The organism is Pseudomonadales bacterium (genome assembly GCA_013215025.1).
Classification (GTDB): Bacteria; Pseudomonadota; Gammaproteobacteria; order Pseudomonadales; family DT-91; genus DT-91.
In genome coordinates, this window is sequence record JABSRR010000034.1 from 1 (window position 1) to 18,878 (window position 18,878).

The 18,878-nt window shown below is 48.8% G+C and carries 16 protein-coding genes; 10 read left to right on the forward strand and 6 right to left on the reverse strand.

The window, feature by feature from the left end; all coding sequences use genetic code 11:
- Nucleotides 1-12: 12 nt before the first annotated feature.
- The 3 genes from HRU21_04230 to HRU21_04240 all read left to right on the forward strand — a co-directional run bounded on the left by HRU21_04230 (nt 13) and on the right by HRU21_04240 (nt 3,421).
- Nucleotides 13-594, forward strand: coding sequence for a hypothetical protein (locus HRU21_04230; protein ID NRA41499.1), 582 nt, complete (start codon nt 13-15; stop codon nt 592-594).
- A gap of 224 nt (nt 595-818) precedes the next feature.
- Entirely contained in the window at nt 819-1,787 is a 969-nt protein-coding gene (locus tag HRU21_04235; GenBank protein NRA41500.1) for a glycosyltransferase family 2 protein, read from the forward strand.
- Nucleotides 1,788-1,789: 2 nt separating this feature from the next.
- Nucleotides 1,790-3,421: a hypothetical protein gene (locus HRU21_04240; protein NRA41501.1), complete on the forward strand. Its 1,632-nt coding sequence runs from the start codon at nt 1,790-1,792 to the stop codon at nt 3,419-3,421.
- Here HRU21_04240 and tyrS read toward each other — a convergent pair.
- Nucleotides 3,412-4,707: a tyrosine--tRNA ligase gene (gene tyrS / locus HRU21_04245; GenBank protein NRA41502.1), complete on the reverse strand. Its 1,296-nt coding sequence runs from the start codon at nt 4,705-4,707 to the stop codon at nt 3,412-3,414. The two genes, HRU21_04240 and tyrS, sit on opposite strands and share 10 nt — an antisense overlap.
- 144 nt (nt 4,708-4,851) lie before the next feature.
- Between tyrS and HRU21_04250 the strand changes: the two genes are divergently transcribed.
- Together HRU21_04250 and HRU21_04255 are read left to right on the forward strand one after the other, a co-directional pair.
- A complete protein-coding gene (locus tag HRU21_04250) occupies nt 4,852-6,318 on the forward strand; it encodes a peptidoglycan DD-metalloendopeptidase family protein (GenBank protein ID NRA41503.1) in 1,467 nt (488 codons plus the stop codon).
- 78 nt (nt 6,319-6,396) lie between these two features.
- A complete protein-coding gene (locus HRU21_04255; GenBank protein NRA41504.1) occupies nt 6,397-7,488 on the forward strand; it encodes an anhydro-N-acetylmuramic acid kinase in 1,092 nt (363 codons plus the stop codon).
- Nucleotides 7,489-7,751: 263 nt separating this feature from the next.
- Here HRU21_04255 and ilvA read toward each other — a convergent pair whose 3' ends face one another.
- Nucleotides 7,752-9,260, reverse strand: coding sequence for a threonine ammonia-lyase, biosynthetic (gene ilvA / locus HRU21_04260; protein NRA41505.1), 1,509 nt, complete (start codon nt 9,258-9,260; stop codon nt 7,752-7,754).
- Nucleotides 9,261-9,389: 129 nt separating this feature from the next.
- On the opposite strand from ilvA, the gene HRU21_04265 reads away from it, so the two are divergent.
- Entirely contained in the window at nt 9,390-10,508 is a 1,119-nt protein-coding gene (locus HRU21_04265; GenBank protein NRA41506.1) for an acyltransferase, read from the forward strand.
- 62 nt (nt 10,509-10,570) lie between these two features.
- Here the strand turns inward: HRU21_04265 and HRU21_04270 are convergent, their stop codons facing one another.
- Nucleotides 10,571-11,968, reverse strand: coding sequence for an FAD-dependent oxidoreductase (locus HRU21_04270; GenBank protein ID NRA41507.1), 1,398 nt, complete (start codon nt 11,966-11,968; stop codon nt 10,571-10,573).
- A gap of 228 nt (nt 11,969-12,196) precedes the next feature.
- Here HRU21_04270 and HRU21_04275 point away from each other — a divergent pair, with 228 nt between their 5' ends.
- From HRU21_04275 to HRU21_04290, 4 genes are all read left to right on the forward strand, one after another.
- Nucleotides 12,197-12,727, forward strand: coding sequence for a chorismate lyase (locus HRU21_04275; GenBank protein NRA41508.1), 531 nt, complete (start codon nt 12,197-12,199; stop codon nt 12,725-12,727).
- A 31-nt stretch (nt 12,728-12,758) separates the two neighbouring features.
- Nucleotides 12,759-13,646 (forward strand): 4-hydroxybenzoate octaprenyltransferase, encoded by an 888-nt coding sequence (gene ubiA / locus HRU21_04280; protein ID NRA41509.1) that lies wholly within the window; start codon nt 12,759-12,761, stop codon nt 13,644-13,646.
- Between the two features lie 2 nt (nt 13,647-13,648).
- A complete protein-coding gene (locus HRU21_04285; GenBank protein ID NRA41510.1) occupies nt 13,649-14,806 on the forward strand; it encodes an N-acetyltransferase in 1,158 nt (385 codons plus the stop codon).
- 118 nt (nt 14,807-14,924) lie between these two features.
- Nucleotides 14,925-15,311, forward strand: a complete 387-nt coding sequence (locus HRU21_04290; GenBank protein NRA41511.1) for a hypothetical protein — start codon at nt 14,925-14,927, stop codon at nt 15,309-15,311.
- Nucleotides 15,312-15,452: 141 nt separating this feature from the next.
- Here the strand turns inward: HRU21_04290 and HRU21_04295 are convergent, their stop codons facing one another.
- From HRU21_04295 to HRU21_04305, 3 genes are all read right to left on the reverse strand, one after another.
- The gene (locus HRU21_04295) at nt 15,453-16,613 is read right to left on the reverse strand and encodes an EAL domain-containing protein (protein NRA41512.1); all 1,161 of its coding nucleotides are present in this window, start codon (nt 16,611-16,613) and stop codon (nt 15,453-15,455) included.
- Between the two features lie 110 nt (nt 16,614-16,723).
- Nucleotides 16,724-17,716 carry an ABC transporter ATP-binding protein gene (locus HRU21_04300; protein ID NRA41513.1) on the reverse strand — a complete coding sequence of 331 codons (993 nt, stop codon included), beginning with the start codon at nt 17,714-17,716 and terminating at the stop codon, nt 16,724-16,726.
- Nucleotides 17,709-18,878, reverse strand: a 1,170-nt coding sequence (locus HRU21_04305) for an iron ABC transporter permease (GenBank protein NRA41514.1), incomplete at its 5' end; no start/stop codon positions are given. The genes HRU21_04305 and HRU21_04300, both read right to left, overlap by 8 nt.

The following is an 18,878-nucleotide window of genomic DNA, read 5'->3' on the forward strand; positions in this document are numbered from 1 at the left end:
ATAGGCACTCAAATGCTGGCAAAAGGCCACCACCTGCCAAATCTTAGTTTAGTGATAGTGTTAGATGCCGATAGCTCTTTGGTGAGCAGTGACTATCGTGCGGTAGAGCGTTTTGGCCAATTAATGATGCAGGTGACTGGTCGCGCCGGGCGTGAAGCCCAGCAGGGTTTAGCACTGATTCAAACCCATTACAGTGAGCACCCGATTTTGCAAACGCTTATTCAGCAAGGGTATGCGGCGATGGCGGATGAGCAGCTCGCCGAAAGAAAATTGTTGCAGCTACCGCCATTTGCTTTTCAAGCCATGTTGCGCATAGAAGATAAGTCTGAGCGCAATGCTGCAGAGAGCCTAGAGCGAATGCGCGATTATTGCTCGCAGCAAGCACTTCCTGTTGAGCCGATAGGCCCGTTTCCTGCGCCATTACAGCGCCGAGCAAATTACTACCGTTATCAGCTTGTGCTTCAGGCTGCTTCACGCAAGGCTTTAGCGCATACATTAGAAAATTTGTTAGATGCGCTGCATACGGAGCCCAGCTTGCAGATAAAAGCATCGCAGCGCTTTTCGGTAGACGTTGATCCGCAGGCTTCAGCGTAAAAATGGGCATCCGGCATGACGGAACCAGATGCCCATGAATGTATTCCTTACCCGCATAAAGAATACGAATAAATCATAGCAATGGCATGCCATTAATGCAAATGATTATTATTACTATTCGTGCGTGACAAGTATCTCATCATTCAGTGTTAAATCAGTATGAGTTGGTCGCAGTAACTTGTGATAAAATATCGCGCGAGTTTTACTAGTTATTGAGAAGTTTGATGACCGACATCGATTTATCAATTGTTGTACCTATGTATAACGAAGAAGAAAATGTTCAGCCCTTAATCCAGAAAATTAGCAGTATTTTCGTGGAGCACAGTCTGCAAGTTGAATTGATCGTGGTTAACGACGGCAGTACAGACAATACCGCTAAAGCTTTGGCGGCTCATGCTGCGGATGCGCAGATTAATATTCGCTGTATTGAGCTGCAGCGTAATTTTGGTCAGACTGCCGCAATGCAAGCTGGCATTGATGCAGCTGAGGGTGAGTTCATCGCCACCATGGATGGTGATTTGCAAAATGATCCAGCCGATATCCCTCGAATGTTAGAGGAGCTGCAGCAGCGTGATCTTGATCTCCTGCAGGGCTGGCGCTTTGATCGACAAGACGATTTATATTCAAGAAAAATTCCCTCACGCATTGCCAATAAACTGATTCAGTCGGTTACTGGGGTAAAGCTGCATGACTATGGCTGCAGTTTAAAAGTGTATCGCGCCGAGATCCTCAAGCAGGTGCGTTTATACGGTGAGATGCATCGTTTTATTCCGGTCTGGATCGCTAATATCACCGGCCCGAATCGTATCGGCGAAACCAAGGTGTCACATCACGCAAGGCAGTTTGGCGAGTCTAAGTATGGCATTTCTCGTACCTTTAGAGTGATTGTGGATTTATTAGCCGCCTTCTTCTTTTTGCGTTTCAGAGCAAGACCCAGTCATTTTTTTGGTATCTTAGGGTTGCTCGTTGGTCTGATTTCAGGTGTGATATTTGTTTACTTAGGCATCGATAAATTTATCTTTGGTAACGATATTGGTAACCGCCCCTTGCTACTGGTGTCGAATATTCTGGGCATGGCCTCGTTACAATTTTTAACCACTGGGGTGCTAGCTGAAATGATGAGCCGGATTTTATTTCAAGGCTCCGAGCATAAGGAATATGTTGTTCGACACGATCGATTAAATCGAGACTGAGCATGAATTTCTTTAAGCCGCTGCAGGCAATGGCGTGGCGCTATATTATCGCCTTGGCGGTTTTCTGCCTAAGCATTCTGCACTTGCCGTTGGCCTTGCTGCCGCTGGGTCGCGATCAGGGCGTATGGACCAGTGTCGCATTGGCCCTAAATGCTGGCGATGCGATGTATGCGCAAATTCTGCATTTTAATTTGCCGGGTCTAGGCTTTTTATACGCGCTATTATTCAAAGTTTTCCCGGCGCCTGCCGCCGTGGTTGCTGCTGCCAGTTGGCTAGCCTCATTGATCGTGATGCTGGCGATCGCTGCAATTTTACGTCGCGCAGGCTTTGAGCTAGCGGCGAAACTGTTTCTACTGCTGTTTGCGGTATTGGCTGCCCCGGCATTTGATTACTGGAATATTGCGCAAAAAGACTACTTGGCGTTTGCTTGTCTGGCGCTCGTCGTAGCGATCATGTCGGCAGCTGAGGCAGATAAACCAAAGCGCTGGCGCTGGGTGTTTGCTGCTGGCGCGGTGGTTGCGGTAGGCAGCTTATTTAAGCCAATATATGGCCTGATCGGCGTGCCAATTGCGGTGCTTGAGTTCTGCCGTTTACAGGGTTTGCAATCAGCTAAGCACTGCCGCCAGGCTATTATTAGTCTAACGTTATTGCTGATGGGTTTCCTTGCGATTGCGGCATTGTTTTTAGTCTATCTGGCTATGCACCAGGCACTGATGCCTGCTTATCATGCAATTTTTCAGTTTGCTCCTTGGTATGCAACGCGCTCAGCACCTGGCTGGCTGTTTATGACGGTATTACTGCTTGCCTCTACCAATATGACCAATATTGCTATGCCGCTAGCATCGCTGATCAATGCCGTGATCATGCTGCCCTTAGTATTTTTGGGCTTTTGTATTGGCCTGAAAAAGCCGCAGCGATTGCGCTTAATGTGGCTGTATTTGCTCGCTGGCTTCGCGCTACTGGCGTATTTTGTTCAACAAAAAGGCTTTCCCTACCATGCAATGCCATGGATAGTCTGCGCCGCTGCATTTGTCGCGATTGCGGTAGTGTGCTTATACCATAAGACAGCTGCCTCACGCTGGGGGCGCGGCTTATTGGCGCTGGCGCTGCTGATTTTAGTGTCTCGCAGCTTGGTGTTTAGTCACTATGGCCAAGGCCTGCTGCCGGCGGCGTTTGGTGTGACGACGCGCGAGGCGTATCTGGCTGAGTACTATGATCCGCCTGATAGCCCGCATCCGCTTGATGCCGAAGCAGCGGCGCGGTGGATTGCCAGCAATACCGCAGCTGACGATACTATCGTGGTTTGGGGGATGGAGAATCAGATCTATAGTTTGTCGCAGCGCCACTTTGCCGGCNGGCATCACTTTAGTTTTTTACTGGATGCAAATATTGACGCTACTTCACCGCTTGGGCAATGGCAGGCTGGGCTGCGGCAGCAGTACCTAGCCAGTTTGACGGCGCAGCCGCCGAAATATTTTATATTCTTATTGAAACAGCCCGAACAAGCCATTTCTTTAGCAGCAGGCAGCGCGGCCACTTTAACTCAAGTGCCTGCTGTGCAGGCTTTTTTGCAGCAACATTATGGCTTTGCTAAACAGTTCGGCCGACTGGTGATTTTTGCCTATCAGCAGTAAAACAACTGCCAATTTTTCTTACCCAGCTTAACCAAAAAATAACCTTGGTATTTTGCCTGAGAACGGTCAAAAGCGGCCTCGGTAGACATATTGTCAGCTAAGCCTTTCGCCTCACCGTTGATCAATACGGCATCTCTTGCAAGAGCATCTTTGACTTGTTTACCCGACTTTGCCATACCGCTATCAGTGAGCAGCTGAACCAAGCTAATCTCAGACAAGGCAAAATCATTGAGATTAGTCGCCGGCAGCCCGTCCTGTTTTAATTGCTCAAAATCGTCTTGCGATAGCGCTGCTTGGTCGCCAGAAAATAATGCCTCGCTGATACGCATCGCGGCAGCGAGCCCTGCTTCCCCATGCACCAGCTGGGTTACCTCGCGCGCTAATATCGCCTGCGCCTCTGGACGCCCCTGGCGCGCTTGATCTGCTTGCTCAATCGCGTTGATTTCAGCTACCGATAAAAAGGTGAAATACTTTAAAAACTTATACACATCAGCGTCAGCAGTATTTAACCAGAACTGGTAAAAAGCGTATGGAGAGGTTTTTTTACTGTCTAGCCAAATGGTGCCTGATTCGGTTTTGCCAAATTTAGTGCCGTCAGCTTTGGTGACTAACGGTAGGGTTAAGCCAAATGCTTTACCTCCGTGCATGCGGCGAGTTAGCTCGGTGCCGCCGGTAATATTGCCCCACTGATCTGAGCCACCAATTTGCAGGGTGCACTCATGGCGTTGGTAGAGCTCAGCAAAATCAAAGGACTGCAGCAGCATATAGGTAAATTCAGTAAATGAAATGCCGCTGCCCTCTCGCTCAATGCGCTGTTTCACCGATTCTTTTTGAATCATGGCATTGACCGAAAAGTATTTGCCAACGTCACGCAAAAAGTCCAGTGTTGACATGTCGGCAGTCCAGTCAAGGTTATTCACAACCTGCGCTGCATTGTCGCCCTCAAAATGAATAAACTGGCTGACTTGCGCGGTTAGCCGCTGGACCCAGCCAGCAACGGTGTCGGCAGTGTTCAATTGACGCTCTTGGGCTTTAAACGATGGATCACCAATCAAGCCAGTGGCGCCGCCAACCAAAGCAATAGGACGATGGCCAGCCAGTTGGAAGCGCTTCAGGGTAAGTAGCGGCACTAAGGAGCCGATATGCAGCGAGTCAGCCGTTGGGTCGAATCCGCAATATAAGCTACGCGGGCTGTTTAAGTGGGTTTCAAGTTCACCCGCTTCACCGGTTTGTTGCTGAATTAAACCGCGTTCGGCAAGTTCGTTGAGTAAAGCGTTGGTGCTCATGATGGGCCTTTTTAACAGTGATAAAGCATGCAATTGTGGCCGAAGAATATAGTAAAGCGCCTAAATTACAAGAGCCAAGATAAAAGCTTTGATATACTGCCAAACAACTCAGCCGACCACAGCAATTATAAAGAAGCCACTGTTTTGAAATTACACTCTTTGCCTCAGTTGCTGAATGCCTTTCCTAAACAGCATCTCATTGTTTTATCAGGATTAGTATTATTGTTATTGCTGAGTCAGCTAAGCATGCAGGACGGTGATCAGCATCAGCTAATAGAGCTTAGCTTGCCCCTTGAGCCAACCACAGTGCCTAATCAGCCGCTTGCCGATGCTGATGCTAATCCAGAGCTTGAGCCTATCACAGAAGCGATTGAAAAGGCGCTCGACAAAGATTTTGACAAAAACCTCGATATAGCAGCTGATGAAGATGCCGATGACGCGCAAACGGGCGATGCGGCGATTGTGCAGGACGAGACGCTTCGCTGGCGCGAAACCGAGGTGAAAGCCGGCGACTCATTGGCAGCGATTTTCAGTCGCATGGGCTTTAGCCCATCGTTATTAAGCCAAATCATGCAGTCAGATGACAAAGCCAGCTTATTTACTCGTATTCACCCGGGTCATCGTTTTAGATTTGCTACCGACGGCGAAGATAATTTACAAATTTTACAATATCTGCCGTCACAGCTTGAAACTCTTGAAGCGCTGCGACTCGATGATGGCAGTTATAGTATTACCCAGCAAGTTCGTGAGCCTGAGGTACAGCTAGCCTTTCAATATGCTGAACTGCAAGACTCCTTATCGCTTGCTGCTGAGGATGCTGGCATCTCTCAGCGGCTGGTGATGAATATGGCCAATATTTTCAGTGGCGTGATGGACTTTGTGTACGACCCGCGTAAGGGCGATCGCTTTACTCTAATGTATGAAGAGCTGTATTTAGACGGTAAAAAAATCGCCAACGGTGATATTCTGGTGGCCAGCTACCAAAGCCAAAACCATAAACAGCGCTTTCAAGCCTTCCGCTTTGAATTCAGCGATGGCAGCGCTGGTTATTTCAATTCAGAAGGGCTGTCGATGCGTAAGGCGTTTTTACGTGCACCATTAGACTTTACCCGCATTAGCTCGGGTTTTAATCTGCGCCGCATGCACCCGATCCATAAAAAAATACGCGCGCACCGCGGCACTGACTATGCCGCACCCAGAGGCACGCCGGTCTATGCTGCGGGCGATGGCAGAATTTGGAAGTCTGGCTTTTCGAAGGCGAATGGCAACTATATCGTGATTCGCCATCCAGGCGGCTACGAGACAAAATATTTGCACCTTGATAAACGCTTTGTGCGCTCTGGTGAGAAAGTTGTTCAGCGCGAAACCATCGGTACAGTTGGCTCAACGGGTTACTCAACTGGGCCACATTTGCATTACGAGTTTTTGGTAAACGGCGTGCACCGCAATCCTCGCACCATCATCGATAAACTGCCGACCGCAAAACCGGTGCCGAAGCAAGAGCGCGCTGCCTTTGAGCAGCAGTTACGTTATCTGCAGTCGCAGTATGAAAGCCTGCAGTCTGCGCCGGGCGAGGATGCTGGCGGTGACGATATAAGCGCCGTACCCTAAGCGGTTTAACAGTGAGCAAACACGATCAAAGGCGTGATGAATCAGCTATGATGAAAAACCCATGATGAAAAAGCCATGATGAATAAACCAGGCGAGCTATATATCGGCCTGATGTCCGGCACCAGTTTGGATGCCGTTGATGCCGTACTGGTCGATTTTAAACAGCCGCAGCTTAAGCTGCTTGCCAATTATCAGTTGCCACTGACTGCGACATTGAAGACAGAAATCTTGGCGCTGAATCAGCCTGGCCATGATGACTTAAACCGTGCGATGCGCATGCAGCGTGAATTGGGCTATGTGTTTGCCCACGCGGTGCAGGCCTTGCTGGCAGCTGCCGAGCTTGAGTCCAGCGCTATCAGCGCGATTGGCAGCCATGGACAAACCGTACGACATCAACCCCAGGGTGAATTTGGTTTTAGCTTACAATTAGGTGATCCGGCAACGATAGCCGAGCTTACCGGCATCCCTTGCTGCGCCGACTTTCGCAGCCGCGATATTGCCGCGGGTGGCCAAGGTGCGCCGTTAGTGCCGGCGTTTCACCAGCGTTATTTAGCTAGCGATCAGCAAGCAAGAGCGATTGTGAATATCGGCGGCATGGCGAATATAAGCTTGCTACAGCCGGGGCAAGCCTTGCGGGGTTTTGACACTGGCCCGGGTAATGTGCTGATGGATGCCTGGATAGACCTGCATTTGCAGCAGCCATTTGATCGTGACGGCAGCTGGGCTGCCACCGGTACGGTTAATCAACAGCTGTTAGCAGACTTATTACAGCATCCCTTCTTTGCGCAAACTGGGCCAAAATCGACCGGGCGTGAAACCTTTGGTGTCTCGATGCTGACACCCTTGTCGGGTCAAGACACTGCTGCCAATATTCAAGCGACATTGCTTGAGCTCACGGCGCAAACTATTGTCGCTGGCCTTGATGCGAATATTGAGGCGATTTATTTATGTGGTGGCGGCGCTAAAAATACCCAACTACGGCAGCGAATTGCCGCGCTGGCTGAGCGCCCAGTTGAGACGACCGAGCAGTTGGGTATGTCGGCTGAGTATTTAGAGGCTATCGCATTCGCTTGGTTAGCGCGCTGCTTAATTCGGGGTGAGACCAGTAATGCACCCACGGTGACTGGTGCCAAAGGAGAGCGAATTTTAGGCGCGATATATCCTGCCTAAAGTTCTGATGTAAAGCCAGTGGCGATACGCCGCACTTAATGGATGAAAAACTGACTGGCAACGGTGATGAGCATGCCAGCTATGAATAACAAAACCGTTAAATCGAGTATATTTTCGCGATTCATGGTGTGCCTCGCTATAAGCGTGATCAGTTGATCAAAAATTAGCCAATAGATGAGGCGATGTCAAGCAAACAATGGCTTATGCAAACAAATAAAACAATTTTGTCAGCTTTGTTGGCTAAGCCAATGGTTTTAGTGCTTTTATTTTAAGAATTGCGTGTAGGCAGGGTTCTCAGTTTCATCAATATAGCGATAACCCAGGGCCTTCAACAGCGTCGGTATGGTTTTGCGCTCAGCCTGGGGTACCTGCAGGCCGACCAGCACGCGACCATAAGCACTGCCGTGATTGCGATAGTGAAACATCGAAATATTCCAATGCGAGCCTAGCTGTTCAAGAAAATCCAGCAGCGCGCCTGGTCGCTCAGGAAACTCAAAGCGATACACTACCTCATCATCGACCTGCTGGCTGTGTCCGCCAACCATATGCCGCACATGGTTTTTCGCCATTTCGTTATCGCTCATATCGATCACCGGATAGCCGCGCTGATCTAACTTTTGCTGCACAGCCTCTTTATCCTGCATCGATTTAATCTGCATGCCGACATAAATATGCGCACTGCTGGCTTGGTTGTAGCGATAATTAAACTCGGTGATGCTGCGTTTGCCGATGGTGCTGCAAAATTGCTTAAAGCTGCCTGGGCGCTCAGGGATCTCTACGCTGAACACCGCTTCACGTTTTTCGCCAAATTCGGTGCGCTCAGAAATATAGCGCAAACGATCAAAATTAGTGTTGGCGCCGCTCTCAACACAGACCATGGTTTTGCCTTGCAGCTGATGCAGCTCGGCATATTTTTTTAGGCCGGCCAGCGATAGCGCACCAGCAGGTTCTGAGATCGAACGCGTGTCTTCAAAGATATCTTTAATGGCCGCGCACATTTCATCGGTATTGGCAGTGATCACCTCGTCGACAGTGGCTTTCAGAATCCGGTAGGTCTCTTTGCCGATTTGCGCAACAGCGACGCCATCGGCAAAAATGCCAACCTCGGGCAGCGTCACGCGACGATTCGCATCCATCGCGGCTTTTAGGCAGGCTGCATCCTCTGGTTCAACCGCGATGATTTTTACTTCTGGACGCACATATTTTACATAGGCGGCAATGCCGGCTGCCATACCGCCACCGCCAACTTGTACAAAGATATAATCAACATGGTTGATTTGGCGCAAAATCTCCATGCCAATGGTGCCCTGGCCGGCGATAACCTCGGGGTCATCGTAAGGGTGCACATAGGTCATGCCCTTGTCTAATACCAGCTGTTTGGCATAGCTTGCCGCTTCGTCATAGGTGTCGCCATGCAGGACAACTTTGCCGCCCCAAGATTTTACCGCATCAACTTTGATGGTTGGCGTGGTTTTTGGCATCACAATTGTCGCCTTGACGCCAAGCTTTTGTGCCGAATAGGCAACGCCCTGCGCATGGTTGCCGGCCGATGCGGCAACAATGCCGCGCGCTTTTTCGTCGGCACTCAGTTGGCGCATGCGATTATAGGCGCCGCGCAGCTTAAACGAGAATACCGGCTGTAAGTCTTCGCGCTTGATCATCACCTGATTATTCAGGCGCTTGGATAAAAAGCGCGCGTGTTGCAGCGGCGTCTCAATCGCGACATCATAGACATTCGCTTCAAGGATTTTTTTGATATAGCTTTGCGGCATATTTGCTCTGCGACCAATAATTGATAAGGATGCGCACTTATTATAAGGTAATGCCCTCAATCAGGGGTAGCGCGAGAAAAGAAAAACTTTTTTGAGCTAGCAAACAATAATAAAAACCGAGCATTTTGTATGGCGATCCGCCAAGCTAGGCCACATATTCAGTCACTCACAGGCTTACGCTTTTACCTCGCTAGTGCAATTTTCGTCATGCATTTTAGCCAGTTTGTACTTGCCTCGCTGTTTCCTAACCGCTCGATATTTTCTGACTATACCTCAGCCGGCCATTTGGCAGTTGATGCCTTTTTTGTGTTGAGCGGTTTTGTAATCGCTTACAGCTATTTTGATACGATTCAGCAGCAGGGGCAGTTCTGGCCATTTATTGTGCGTCGGCTGGCGCGGATTTTTCCGGTGCATCTGTTTACCACCCTATTGGTCGCTATACCGATTATGCTCTACCTCGGCGCCGAATATCAGCAAGCGGCCAGCTATATGCGCAATATTCCTGAACGCGCAGTTGAGTTTAATCTCAGTGAATTGGTGAAAAGCCTGCTGCTGGTGCAGTCATGGAGTCTACCGATGACGGTAAGCTGGAATTTTGCCTCTTGGTCGATCAGCTGTGAATGGTTGGTATATCTGTTGTTCCCGCTGTATGTGGCGGCATTAAAACCTGCAGCTGGTCGTCCGCTGGTGACTTTATTGCTAATCATCGCTTTATATATTCTAGAGATCGTAGCGGCTGCGGTCAGTATGCAGCAGCAGGGTATTAACGGCGTTGGCGTGATTCGTGTGTTGCCGAGTTTTGCCAGCGGTATTCTGCTATGCAGGCTGTGCTGGCAGCAGCCTGCTGCCCAGCCAAAACAGCTGAACTGGCTTTTTTGGCCGATGTTAGCGGTACTGCTTCAGCCGGAAACTTGGTTAATGATCGGCGTTTTACCGTTTTTTATGCTGCTTATTTACTTGCTGGCACGACAACATATTAGCGCCAGTTGGCTGACTCACCGCTGGGCAATTTATGGCGGGCATATTTCATTTTGCTTATATTTAGCGCATGCGGCCTTGCTGGTACTGAGCGCATTGTTTGCTAACCCCAGTGATTATGCCGCGGCTGCTGGCTGGCAGAAGGGGATTTATATTGTGGGCTTTTTGTTGGCTACGGTGGCATTGACCTTAGTGGCGCACCATCTGATTGAAAAGCCTGCATTTCGCTGGGTTACCAAGCGATTGTCAGCGAACACAGCAAAAGCTTGAGTAGCAAATTTAAGGCATAAAAAAGGCCAGCAAATGCTGGCCTGTCTGTGCTGGCAAAAGCACTAGGCCATGATCGGCGGTAGCTCTTTTTGTAAGCGCATTTTTTCTTTCACGCCATTGGCGCCGGTTAATGCAAAGCCCAATAACTCGCCAGCGCCGTTGCGGAATTCAGCCACAACATCAGCGCCATTGGCATCAATAGTCCACTCGCCTTCAGCGTCACGAGGTGCAGGTGACACAACGACCGGGCAGGTTGGCGTTTTAATGGTTACCGGCATGGCAGGGTAGCTAACTTCGGTTGGCGTGCCAGTTAAGGTTTTTGCTAAGGCCTTGGCGCCTGCCAATAGCGGTGCTACATAAAACAGCACGTGACCTTCTATCTCAGCACAGTCGCCGAGGGTGTAGACATTTTTGGCTGAGGTTTCTAAAAATTTGTTACCGATAACGCCACGATTCACCGCAATCCCAGAGGCTTCGGCCAAGGCAATGCGAGGGCGTACGCCAACCGCTGAGACAACAGCGTCAGCTGCGATGCTCACGCCATTGTTAAGCACCACTTCAACACCGCTGTCAGTTTTGTTAACGGCCGTAGCAACTGGGCCAAACTCGCCGCTGTCGAGTGGACCAAAATGAAACTTAGCACCTTGCGCTTCTAATGCAGTCTGCACCGCTTTACCCGCGGCTTCTGGTAGCAAGGTTGGCAAGGTATAACCCATCGGGTCAATTGTTTCGGTTTCAAAACCACCGTTTTGCAAGTCATTGGTGAATTCTGAACCAATCAAACCGCCACCAATAATCGCTACTTTTTTCGCTTCAGCCTTGCTCATGGCTTTACGGAAGTTATCGTAATCAACAAGGTCGTTGATAGAGAACACCATGTCTAGACCATCGCCTTCCATCGGCGGCTTGATCGTATCCGCACCCCAGGCAATAACTAGCTTGCCGTATTCGAGCGATGCGCCGGTGCTCAAGCTTAGACGCTGGTGATCAGTATCAATGGCGCTAACCACGGTATTGGTCCAAATGCTCACGTTAAACTGCAATGCCATTTTGCCAGCATCACCCATGGATAGGGCCGCAGCATCTTTGTTTTTGGTAAAGCCCGTCGACAGCATGGGTTTTGAGTAGTTGTGGCCATCATCACTGGTCAGCATAATAATTGGCTTGTCAGCGTCGATGCGGCGAATCTCTTTTACCAAGTTATAACCTGCTAAGCCGGTGCCAATAATCACCAAGGGGCCGTTATCAGCTTCGGCAGCAGAGTCACTATCATCACTGGCAACCACTTCGTCTTCAGTGCCTGCGACAATTTCAAAATCTTCTTTGCCAACGCAGCAGTCAGGGCATAACCAGCTTTCTGGAACATCGTCCCATTTGGTGCCTGCTGCGACGCCATTTTCGGGATCACCTTTGGCTTCGTCATATACCCAGCCACATACAATACATTCCCACTGTGCCATGAAATTTTTACCTTCTATAAACGTCTGCCGAGCAATATTGACAGGCAATCTGCGCGGCGATTATGTAATCAATTATTTGAGATCGCACACTATACTCTGCACAGCAAAATTCTCAAGTGTCGCGACGGCTAAAGACTATACAATCTGTTAAGGCATGCGGGCTAGAGGCTTGCAACCAAACCGTGATTAAGACATTCTTGTGCGCAGGCAAATGATGGGAAAAAATGGGTGTTTAACTTGTATCGGCCAGCCAACCGAGTCACGGTTGCGCAGCTATCCGTAGAAGACAGCGCGGCATTGCTGGATCAAAGTTCATTAACCGAGCGTTTAATCGCCTGCAGTCAGCAATCCTTTGCCGTAGAGGTAATTAGCCAAGGTTTTGCGAAACCGCGCTTAGATGAGGCGATTGCGCTGGGCTTGTCACCGAGTCGACATTGCTTGATTCGCGAGGTTAAGCTTTGGGTTGATGATCAGCCCTGGGTCTATGCGCGCAGCGTGATTCCGACCCAGAGTCTGCACGGTGCGCTGGGGTTTTTGAAAAAGCTGCGCAACTCAGCACTGGGCGCTTTATTATTCAAAGACCCTAAACTCCAGCGTAGTCAGTTTGAAATTTTTTCAGGCAATTTAAGCCAGCTCTGCGCCGCGCCGGCGGCGCTGCAATTAGCGGAGCAAAAAGTCATCAGTCGGCGTTCGGTATTTGTACTGCGACGCCAGCCGCTATTAGTAGCTGAAACTTTCCTCAGCGACTGTCTGCTTTAACAGCAATGTATTGATAAAGGTGTAAGGCGTTATGATGCAGAAACTTGGGCTTTATTTAGATCATTGGCCCGCTTACGCCAAGTTAATGCGGCTAGATCGACCGATCGGTACCTTATTAATTTTATGGCCCACCTTGTGTGGTTTGTGGCTCGCTGCCGAAGGCATGCCCAGCTGGAAAAATTTGCTGATTTTTTCGCTTGGCGCCTGGCTAATGCGCTCGGCCGGCTGTGTGATAAACGACTATGCCGATCGACACATCGATGGCCGTGTTAAGCGCACCCAAGATAGACCATTAGCCACAGGTCAGGTAAGCGCACAAGAGGCGATTAGGCTATTTTTGGTGTTGGCCGTGCTGGCCTTTGTACTCGTGCTGTTTACCAATTTACTAACCATCGCTTTATCACTGGTCGCGATATTGCTGGCCGCCAGCTATCCGTTTATGAAACGCTATACCTATTTTCCTCAAGTGGTCTTAGGTGCGGCGTTTTCATGGAGCGTGATTATGGCGCAAAGTGCCGAGCTGTCGACGGTGCCTAGGCAGTCATGGGTATTTTATGTTGCCATTCTGGTCTGGACCGTGGTCTATGACACCTTCTATGCGATGATTGATCGAGATGATGACTTACGCATTGGAGTGAAGTCGACGGCGATTTTGTTCGCTGACCATGACCGCCTGATTACGGCGCTGCTGCAGCTATTTACTAGCTTTATTTTATTTGTGGTGGGCTATAAATATCAGCTGGGGATTATTTATTTTTTCAGTACCATTGTGATTGCCTGTTTGTTTGCCTATCAACAGTGGCTGATTGCCGACCGGGAGCGACAGGCCTGTTTTCAAGCGTTTATGAATAATAATTGGGTGGGCTGCGTATTGTTCTTGGGCATTGCCTTAGACTATGCCTTAATCGAAAAGGTTTGACGGTGAACGCATCCGAACTCAAGATAAAATTTATTGACAGTATTCATCAATGTGCACGCGCTGACTGGCAAGCCTGTCTCGCCAGTCAGCAGATAGACTACCCCTTTATTCAGTATGATTTTTTAGCGGCGTTGGAAGACTCTAACAGCTGCTGCGAGCATACCGGCTGGCAGCCTCAGCATTGCCTAGCGTATATTGCTGATCAGCTAGTCGCGTTAATGCCCTGCTATCTCAAGACACATAGCTATGGCGAATATGTGTTTGATCATCAGTGGGCCAATGCCTATTATCAGCATCGGCTCGATTACTACCCAAAGCTGCTGACCGCAATCCCCTTTACACCCTGTGCCGGACCCCGTTATGTGGTGCATGCCGATGCCGATCAGCAAGCGCTAGAGCAAGCCATATTGTCCGCCATTCAACACTTATGCGAACAGCAGCAGCTCTCCGGTTGGCATGGGCTATTTATTGAGTCACAGCACTGGCAAGCTGATCTGCCGCGGCGCCTGGGGGTGCAGTTTCACTGGTATAACCGCGACTATCAAAGCTTTGACGATTTCTTAGCCAGCTTTTCTTCGCGTAAGCGAAAAAATGTCAAAAAAGAGCGGGCTCAGGTGGCGGCACAGGGCATTCAGTGTCGGTTTATCGCCGGTGCAGAAGTGACGGAGGCCTTATGGCGACAATTTGCTCAGCTGTATCAGCTTACTTATGCCAAGCGCTCGGGTCATCAAGGCTATTTAACCGCCGATTTTTTCCTCAAGCTTGGCGCCAATGCGAACCAGCAGCTGCTATTGTTAGTGGCTGAGCGTGATGGCGAGAGCGGCCCCGAGCTTTGTGCGGCCTCGCTGTTTTTTAAAGACCGCCACACCTTGTATGGGCGTTATTGGGGTTGCTATCAAGAGTTTGATTTTCTGCATTTTGAGGCCTGTTATTATCAGGCGATTGAATACTGTATTGCCCATAAGCTTCAGCATATTGATGCGGGCGCACAGGGCGAGCATAAAATTCAGCGAGGTTTTCAGCCTGTGTTCACTGAATCGCTGCACTATCTTCACCACCCTGGTTTTCATCAGGCCATTGCGCAGTTTACCCGCGATGAAAAGCCGCATATTGAGGCGTATTATCAACAATGCCAAGCAGCGCTGCCATTTAAGCAATAAATGCACAGCGGTGGCAGTCTAAAAACGCAATAAAGCTAACCACGGTTCCCTCTGCGTATTTGGCACATGCTATGCATGCGCTGTTATACAGTGGTGCTTTCCCACTATGGAGGTCTATATGAGCAATAAATCGTGGTTGCTAGATCCAACGGCGATCAAAGCCGCCAAAAATTGTATCTTATTGGTGCAAGAAGAGCTTGGCGTTAAGTTGGTGCTGTCTCATCCAGAGTTTTTAGAGATGCTAAAAGAGTATGTCGAGCTGACAGACTCAGAGGCACTTGAAGTCGCCTATCATGATTTAATCAGCTTTGCCGGCTTGAACGCCTCGCACCTTGAGCCTAACGCTAAAAAGAAATCGTCAATCGTCAATTCAGATGTGGCGGAAGGTAAAGCCTCGCGCGCTGACGACGAAGAATATGTGGTGTATCGTGGAAAAGCCTACAAGCGTTATCAAAATGGTCTTGAGTTTAAAGGGTTATACCGAGGCCAGGCGCGCTACGCCTAATCAGCTAACGCTCGCATTTAAGTGACACTAAACCGATAAAGGATTAGTTTGTAGATGCTGGTTTGCTGAATATATGGCTCGGCACAGTCATACAGCTTAACTCGCCAATAACAAGCTCACTAAGTAGCTTTTGAAACATCTTTATCGACGATGCTTGACGTCTATAAATAAGGTGTTGCCGTCATCCAAGCGACAGGCTGTGGTTTCGGTAATTTGCTTGCTTTGTAGGTCATGATAAGGCGCACAAGTCACAATTGGCTGCTCCGAAAATCGTAACGCCGACTGTAACTGGCAAAAATAAGGCCGGCAGCTCAGATTGGTATTGCTCTCAGGTGCGGACTCTAGCCATTTGCCATTGTCATAAAAGAAATTGTTGCTGATTTGATTGCCGATCGTATTGCAAATATATAATTTAAAAAAGTCAGGGTGCGTTAATACCGACAAGGACGCGGTATTCAGATCGCTAGCATAATGCGTATTGCCAACTAGCTTTAGCAGCTGACTGTCTAACACATTACGTATAATAGTTTTTTTAGCCAATGCTGCTGTTTCAATAGTGACATATTCTTGTCTTAGCTTATCAATATGCTGGCTAAAAGCATGCGGCTTAGTAAATTCTGCATTGGCTGGGCTAAACAAGTAACCCTGCAGCAGTTCAGCGCCAAATTTTTGTGAGTAACTAAAGCCTTTTAAGTTCTCCACACCCTCGGCTAATACCTTGCTGCCCAGGCGCTCCGCTAAAAAACAGATAGAGTCAATCAAATGCTCTGCCTTGCCGCCACGCTGAAGTGCCTTATTAAATAGCGCCATATCGAGTTTGATGATATCAGGATGCAGACTAATCACCCGGTCAAAGCTTGAATGGCCGGCACCAAAATCATCAATCGCAACCTTTAAACCAAAATCTTTATAGCTGTGAATCACGCGACGCAATAAATCTTCATTGGCCGAGGTTTCAATCAGCTCAATCACAATATTTTCAGGGTTGATGCCTAGATCTTTAATAAGGTTGACGGTATACGGGTCACTACCTTCGGTATAGTCGATCCACTCAGGTGAAATATTGAGCGTTAGATAGCCACGGTGATCACCGCTTGCGGCAAATTTTTCTAGCGCCAAGCGGCGAATTAAACGGTCGGTATTTAAACGTTCTGACTTAGACAGTGCGGGTGAAAACAATAATTCGCCAGCAGAGCCAATGCTGCCGTCTGCATGTTGGACTCTGGCAAGGGTTTCATGGCCAACAACTTCGGCTGTGCTGGCGCTAATAATAGGTTGAAAAAACGGAACAACTGAATGCATGAAGGAACTTAATTAATGAAGCAAAGTAGACGAATATAGCAAATATATACAACAATGAAATAGACTTTTAGCCATATCTGCAATGTTGCAGAATTGTCATTCAAGCGGATTCAATCAATGGCGAGCTGCAGCTTTATAGTCTCTCCGGGTAGACACTCAAACTCAGTCTCAGCCTTGGCATAAACCATCGTGTTGGCGTCAATACGACAATGTAAAAGTTGACTATGCCCTTGATTAATCAGCCGCACTAGCGATGCTTCAATTGTCCCCTGTGCTGAAGCCATGAGCTGCTCAGGGCGAAAGAGATAAAACGGCCGATTGTCTTGTAATTCGGGGTTAAGCTTTACCGCCTGCTGATACGTTAAGACTTCGCCGCGACCAATAAAATTGGCAACATAGGCAGAGGCGGGTTTGTTATACAGTGTCTTGGCGGTGGCGTACTGCTCTATCTTCCCTTCATGCATGACCGCAATGCGGTCTGCAAAACTAAATGCTTCCTCTTGGTCATGCGTTACCATTAAGGCGCTAATCCCTTGAGACTTTAATAACTGGCGCAGGTCATAGGCAAGCTTGTCACGCAGATACACATCGAGATTAGAAAAGGGTTCGTCCAGCAGCAGAAGATCAGGCTGGGTAATGATTGCGCGACCAATCGCCACGCGCTGCTGTTGTCCACCGGATAGCTGATGCGGAAACTTGCTGCTGTGTGCACTTAGTTCTAACAGTTCAAGTATTTGATGTAAACGCTGCGCATTTTCTTGCTGTCGACTGCGCGAACGCTTGAGGCCAAAGCTAATATTCTGGGCAACATTTAAATGCGGAAACAGCGCATAGTCTTGAAACACCATGCCGACATTGCGCTGTTCGATCGGCATGATTTCGTTTATTGAAAATAATGCCTGCTGACGCAGTAAAATTTCACCGTCACTGGGTTTTTCAAAGCCGGCAATTGCGCGCAATAGTGAGGTCTTGCCACAGCCAGACTGGCCTAGCAGGCAGGCAATTTCGCCATCTAATAAATGGAGGCTAATATCGTCTAACACTTTAAGCTGTTGATGATAGCTTAAAGAGAGTTGGCTAATCTCAAGAATCGGCTCAGGCATTATTTTTCTCAGACTGGTGAATTGAGGCATTTAGCAAAATCACCGGCAATAGGCCAGCCAACACAATCATGATAACAGCTGGGGCCGCTGCCGCTAATCGTTCATCATTGGCAAGTTCAAAGCTTCGCACCGCCAGGGTATTAAAATTAAATGGCCGCAGTGCTAGGGTTGCCGGCAGTTCTTTTAAGGTGTCAACAAATACTAACAGCGCCGCAGCAAACAAGCTCGATTTAATCAAGGGTAAATGCACTTTAGCGATGATTCTAGGCTTGGTTTCACCAAGATTTTGCGCTGCATCATCCAGTGCCGGATCAATGGTCTGCATAGCCGTTTGCAGGCTACCTAGGGCAATTGGCAAAAACCGAATTAAATAGGCAAACACTAAGATGAATAGGCTGCCTGAAAATATTAAGCCAGGCGACACTGAGAAAAGCGATTCGCTGATAGCATTCAAGCCTTTGTCGAGCATGGTAAAGGGAATCATTACGCCAATCGCGATAATCGTGCCGGGTAAGGCATAGCCAAGTCCGGCTAAAAATACCATCGCATTGCTGATCGGATTGTCGCGCATAAAGCGCTGTAAATAGCTAAACGCCACCGCTAAGACAATCGCGGCCATTGCTGTTAAGGCGGCGAGTAAAAGGCTGTTGAAACTCAGCTGCCAAAAAGCCTGATTAAACGGCGCAGTGTTTTGCCAAAACGTCCAGTAGCTGAGTTGTAAAAACGGCAGCAAAAAACCCAAACTTATCACGCTGACACAAAAGCTAATTGCCAGCGCTTGGCTTAATGGTTTAAGGTTAATGCGCTGCACCAGCTTGGTTTGTCCCTGAACAAACGCGGCTTTTCGGCGATGCATTTTTTCAAGACAGAGTAGGGCAATGACCGCGATTAACAATATTGACGCCAGCTGGCTGGCTGCGGTAGCGTCTCCTAGGCCGAACCAGGTGCGAAAAATGCCGGTACTGAAAACATCAATGCCAAAATATTCAACCGTACCATAGTCGGCTAGGGTTTCCATCAGCGCTAAAGCCATGCCGGCAATAATCGCAGGTCTCGCCATCGGCAGGCTAAGGCGAAAAAACTGCTGCTGGGCAGAAAGGCCGCTTAGCTGAGCCGCTTCGAAAAGCGAGGCCGATTGACTGGCAAAAGCGCGACGGGCCAA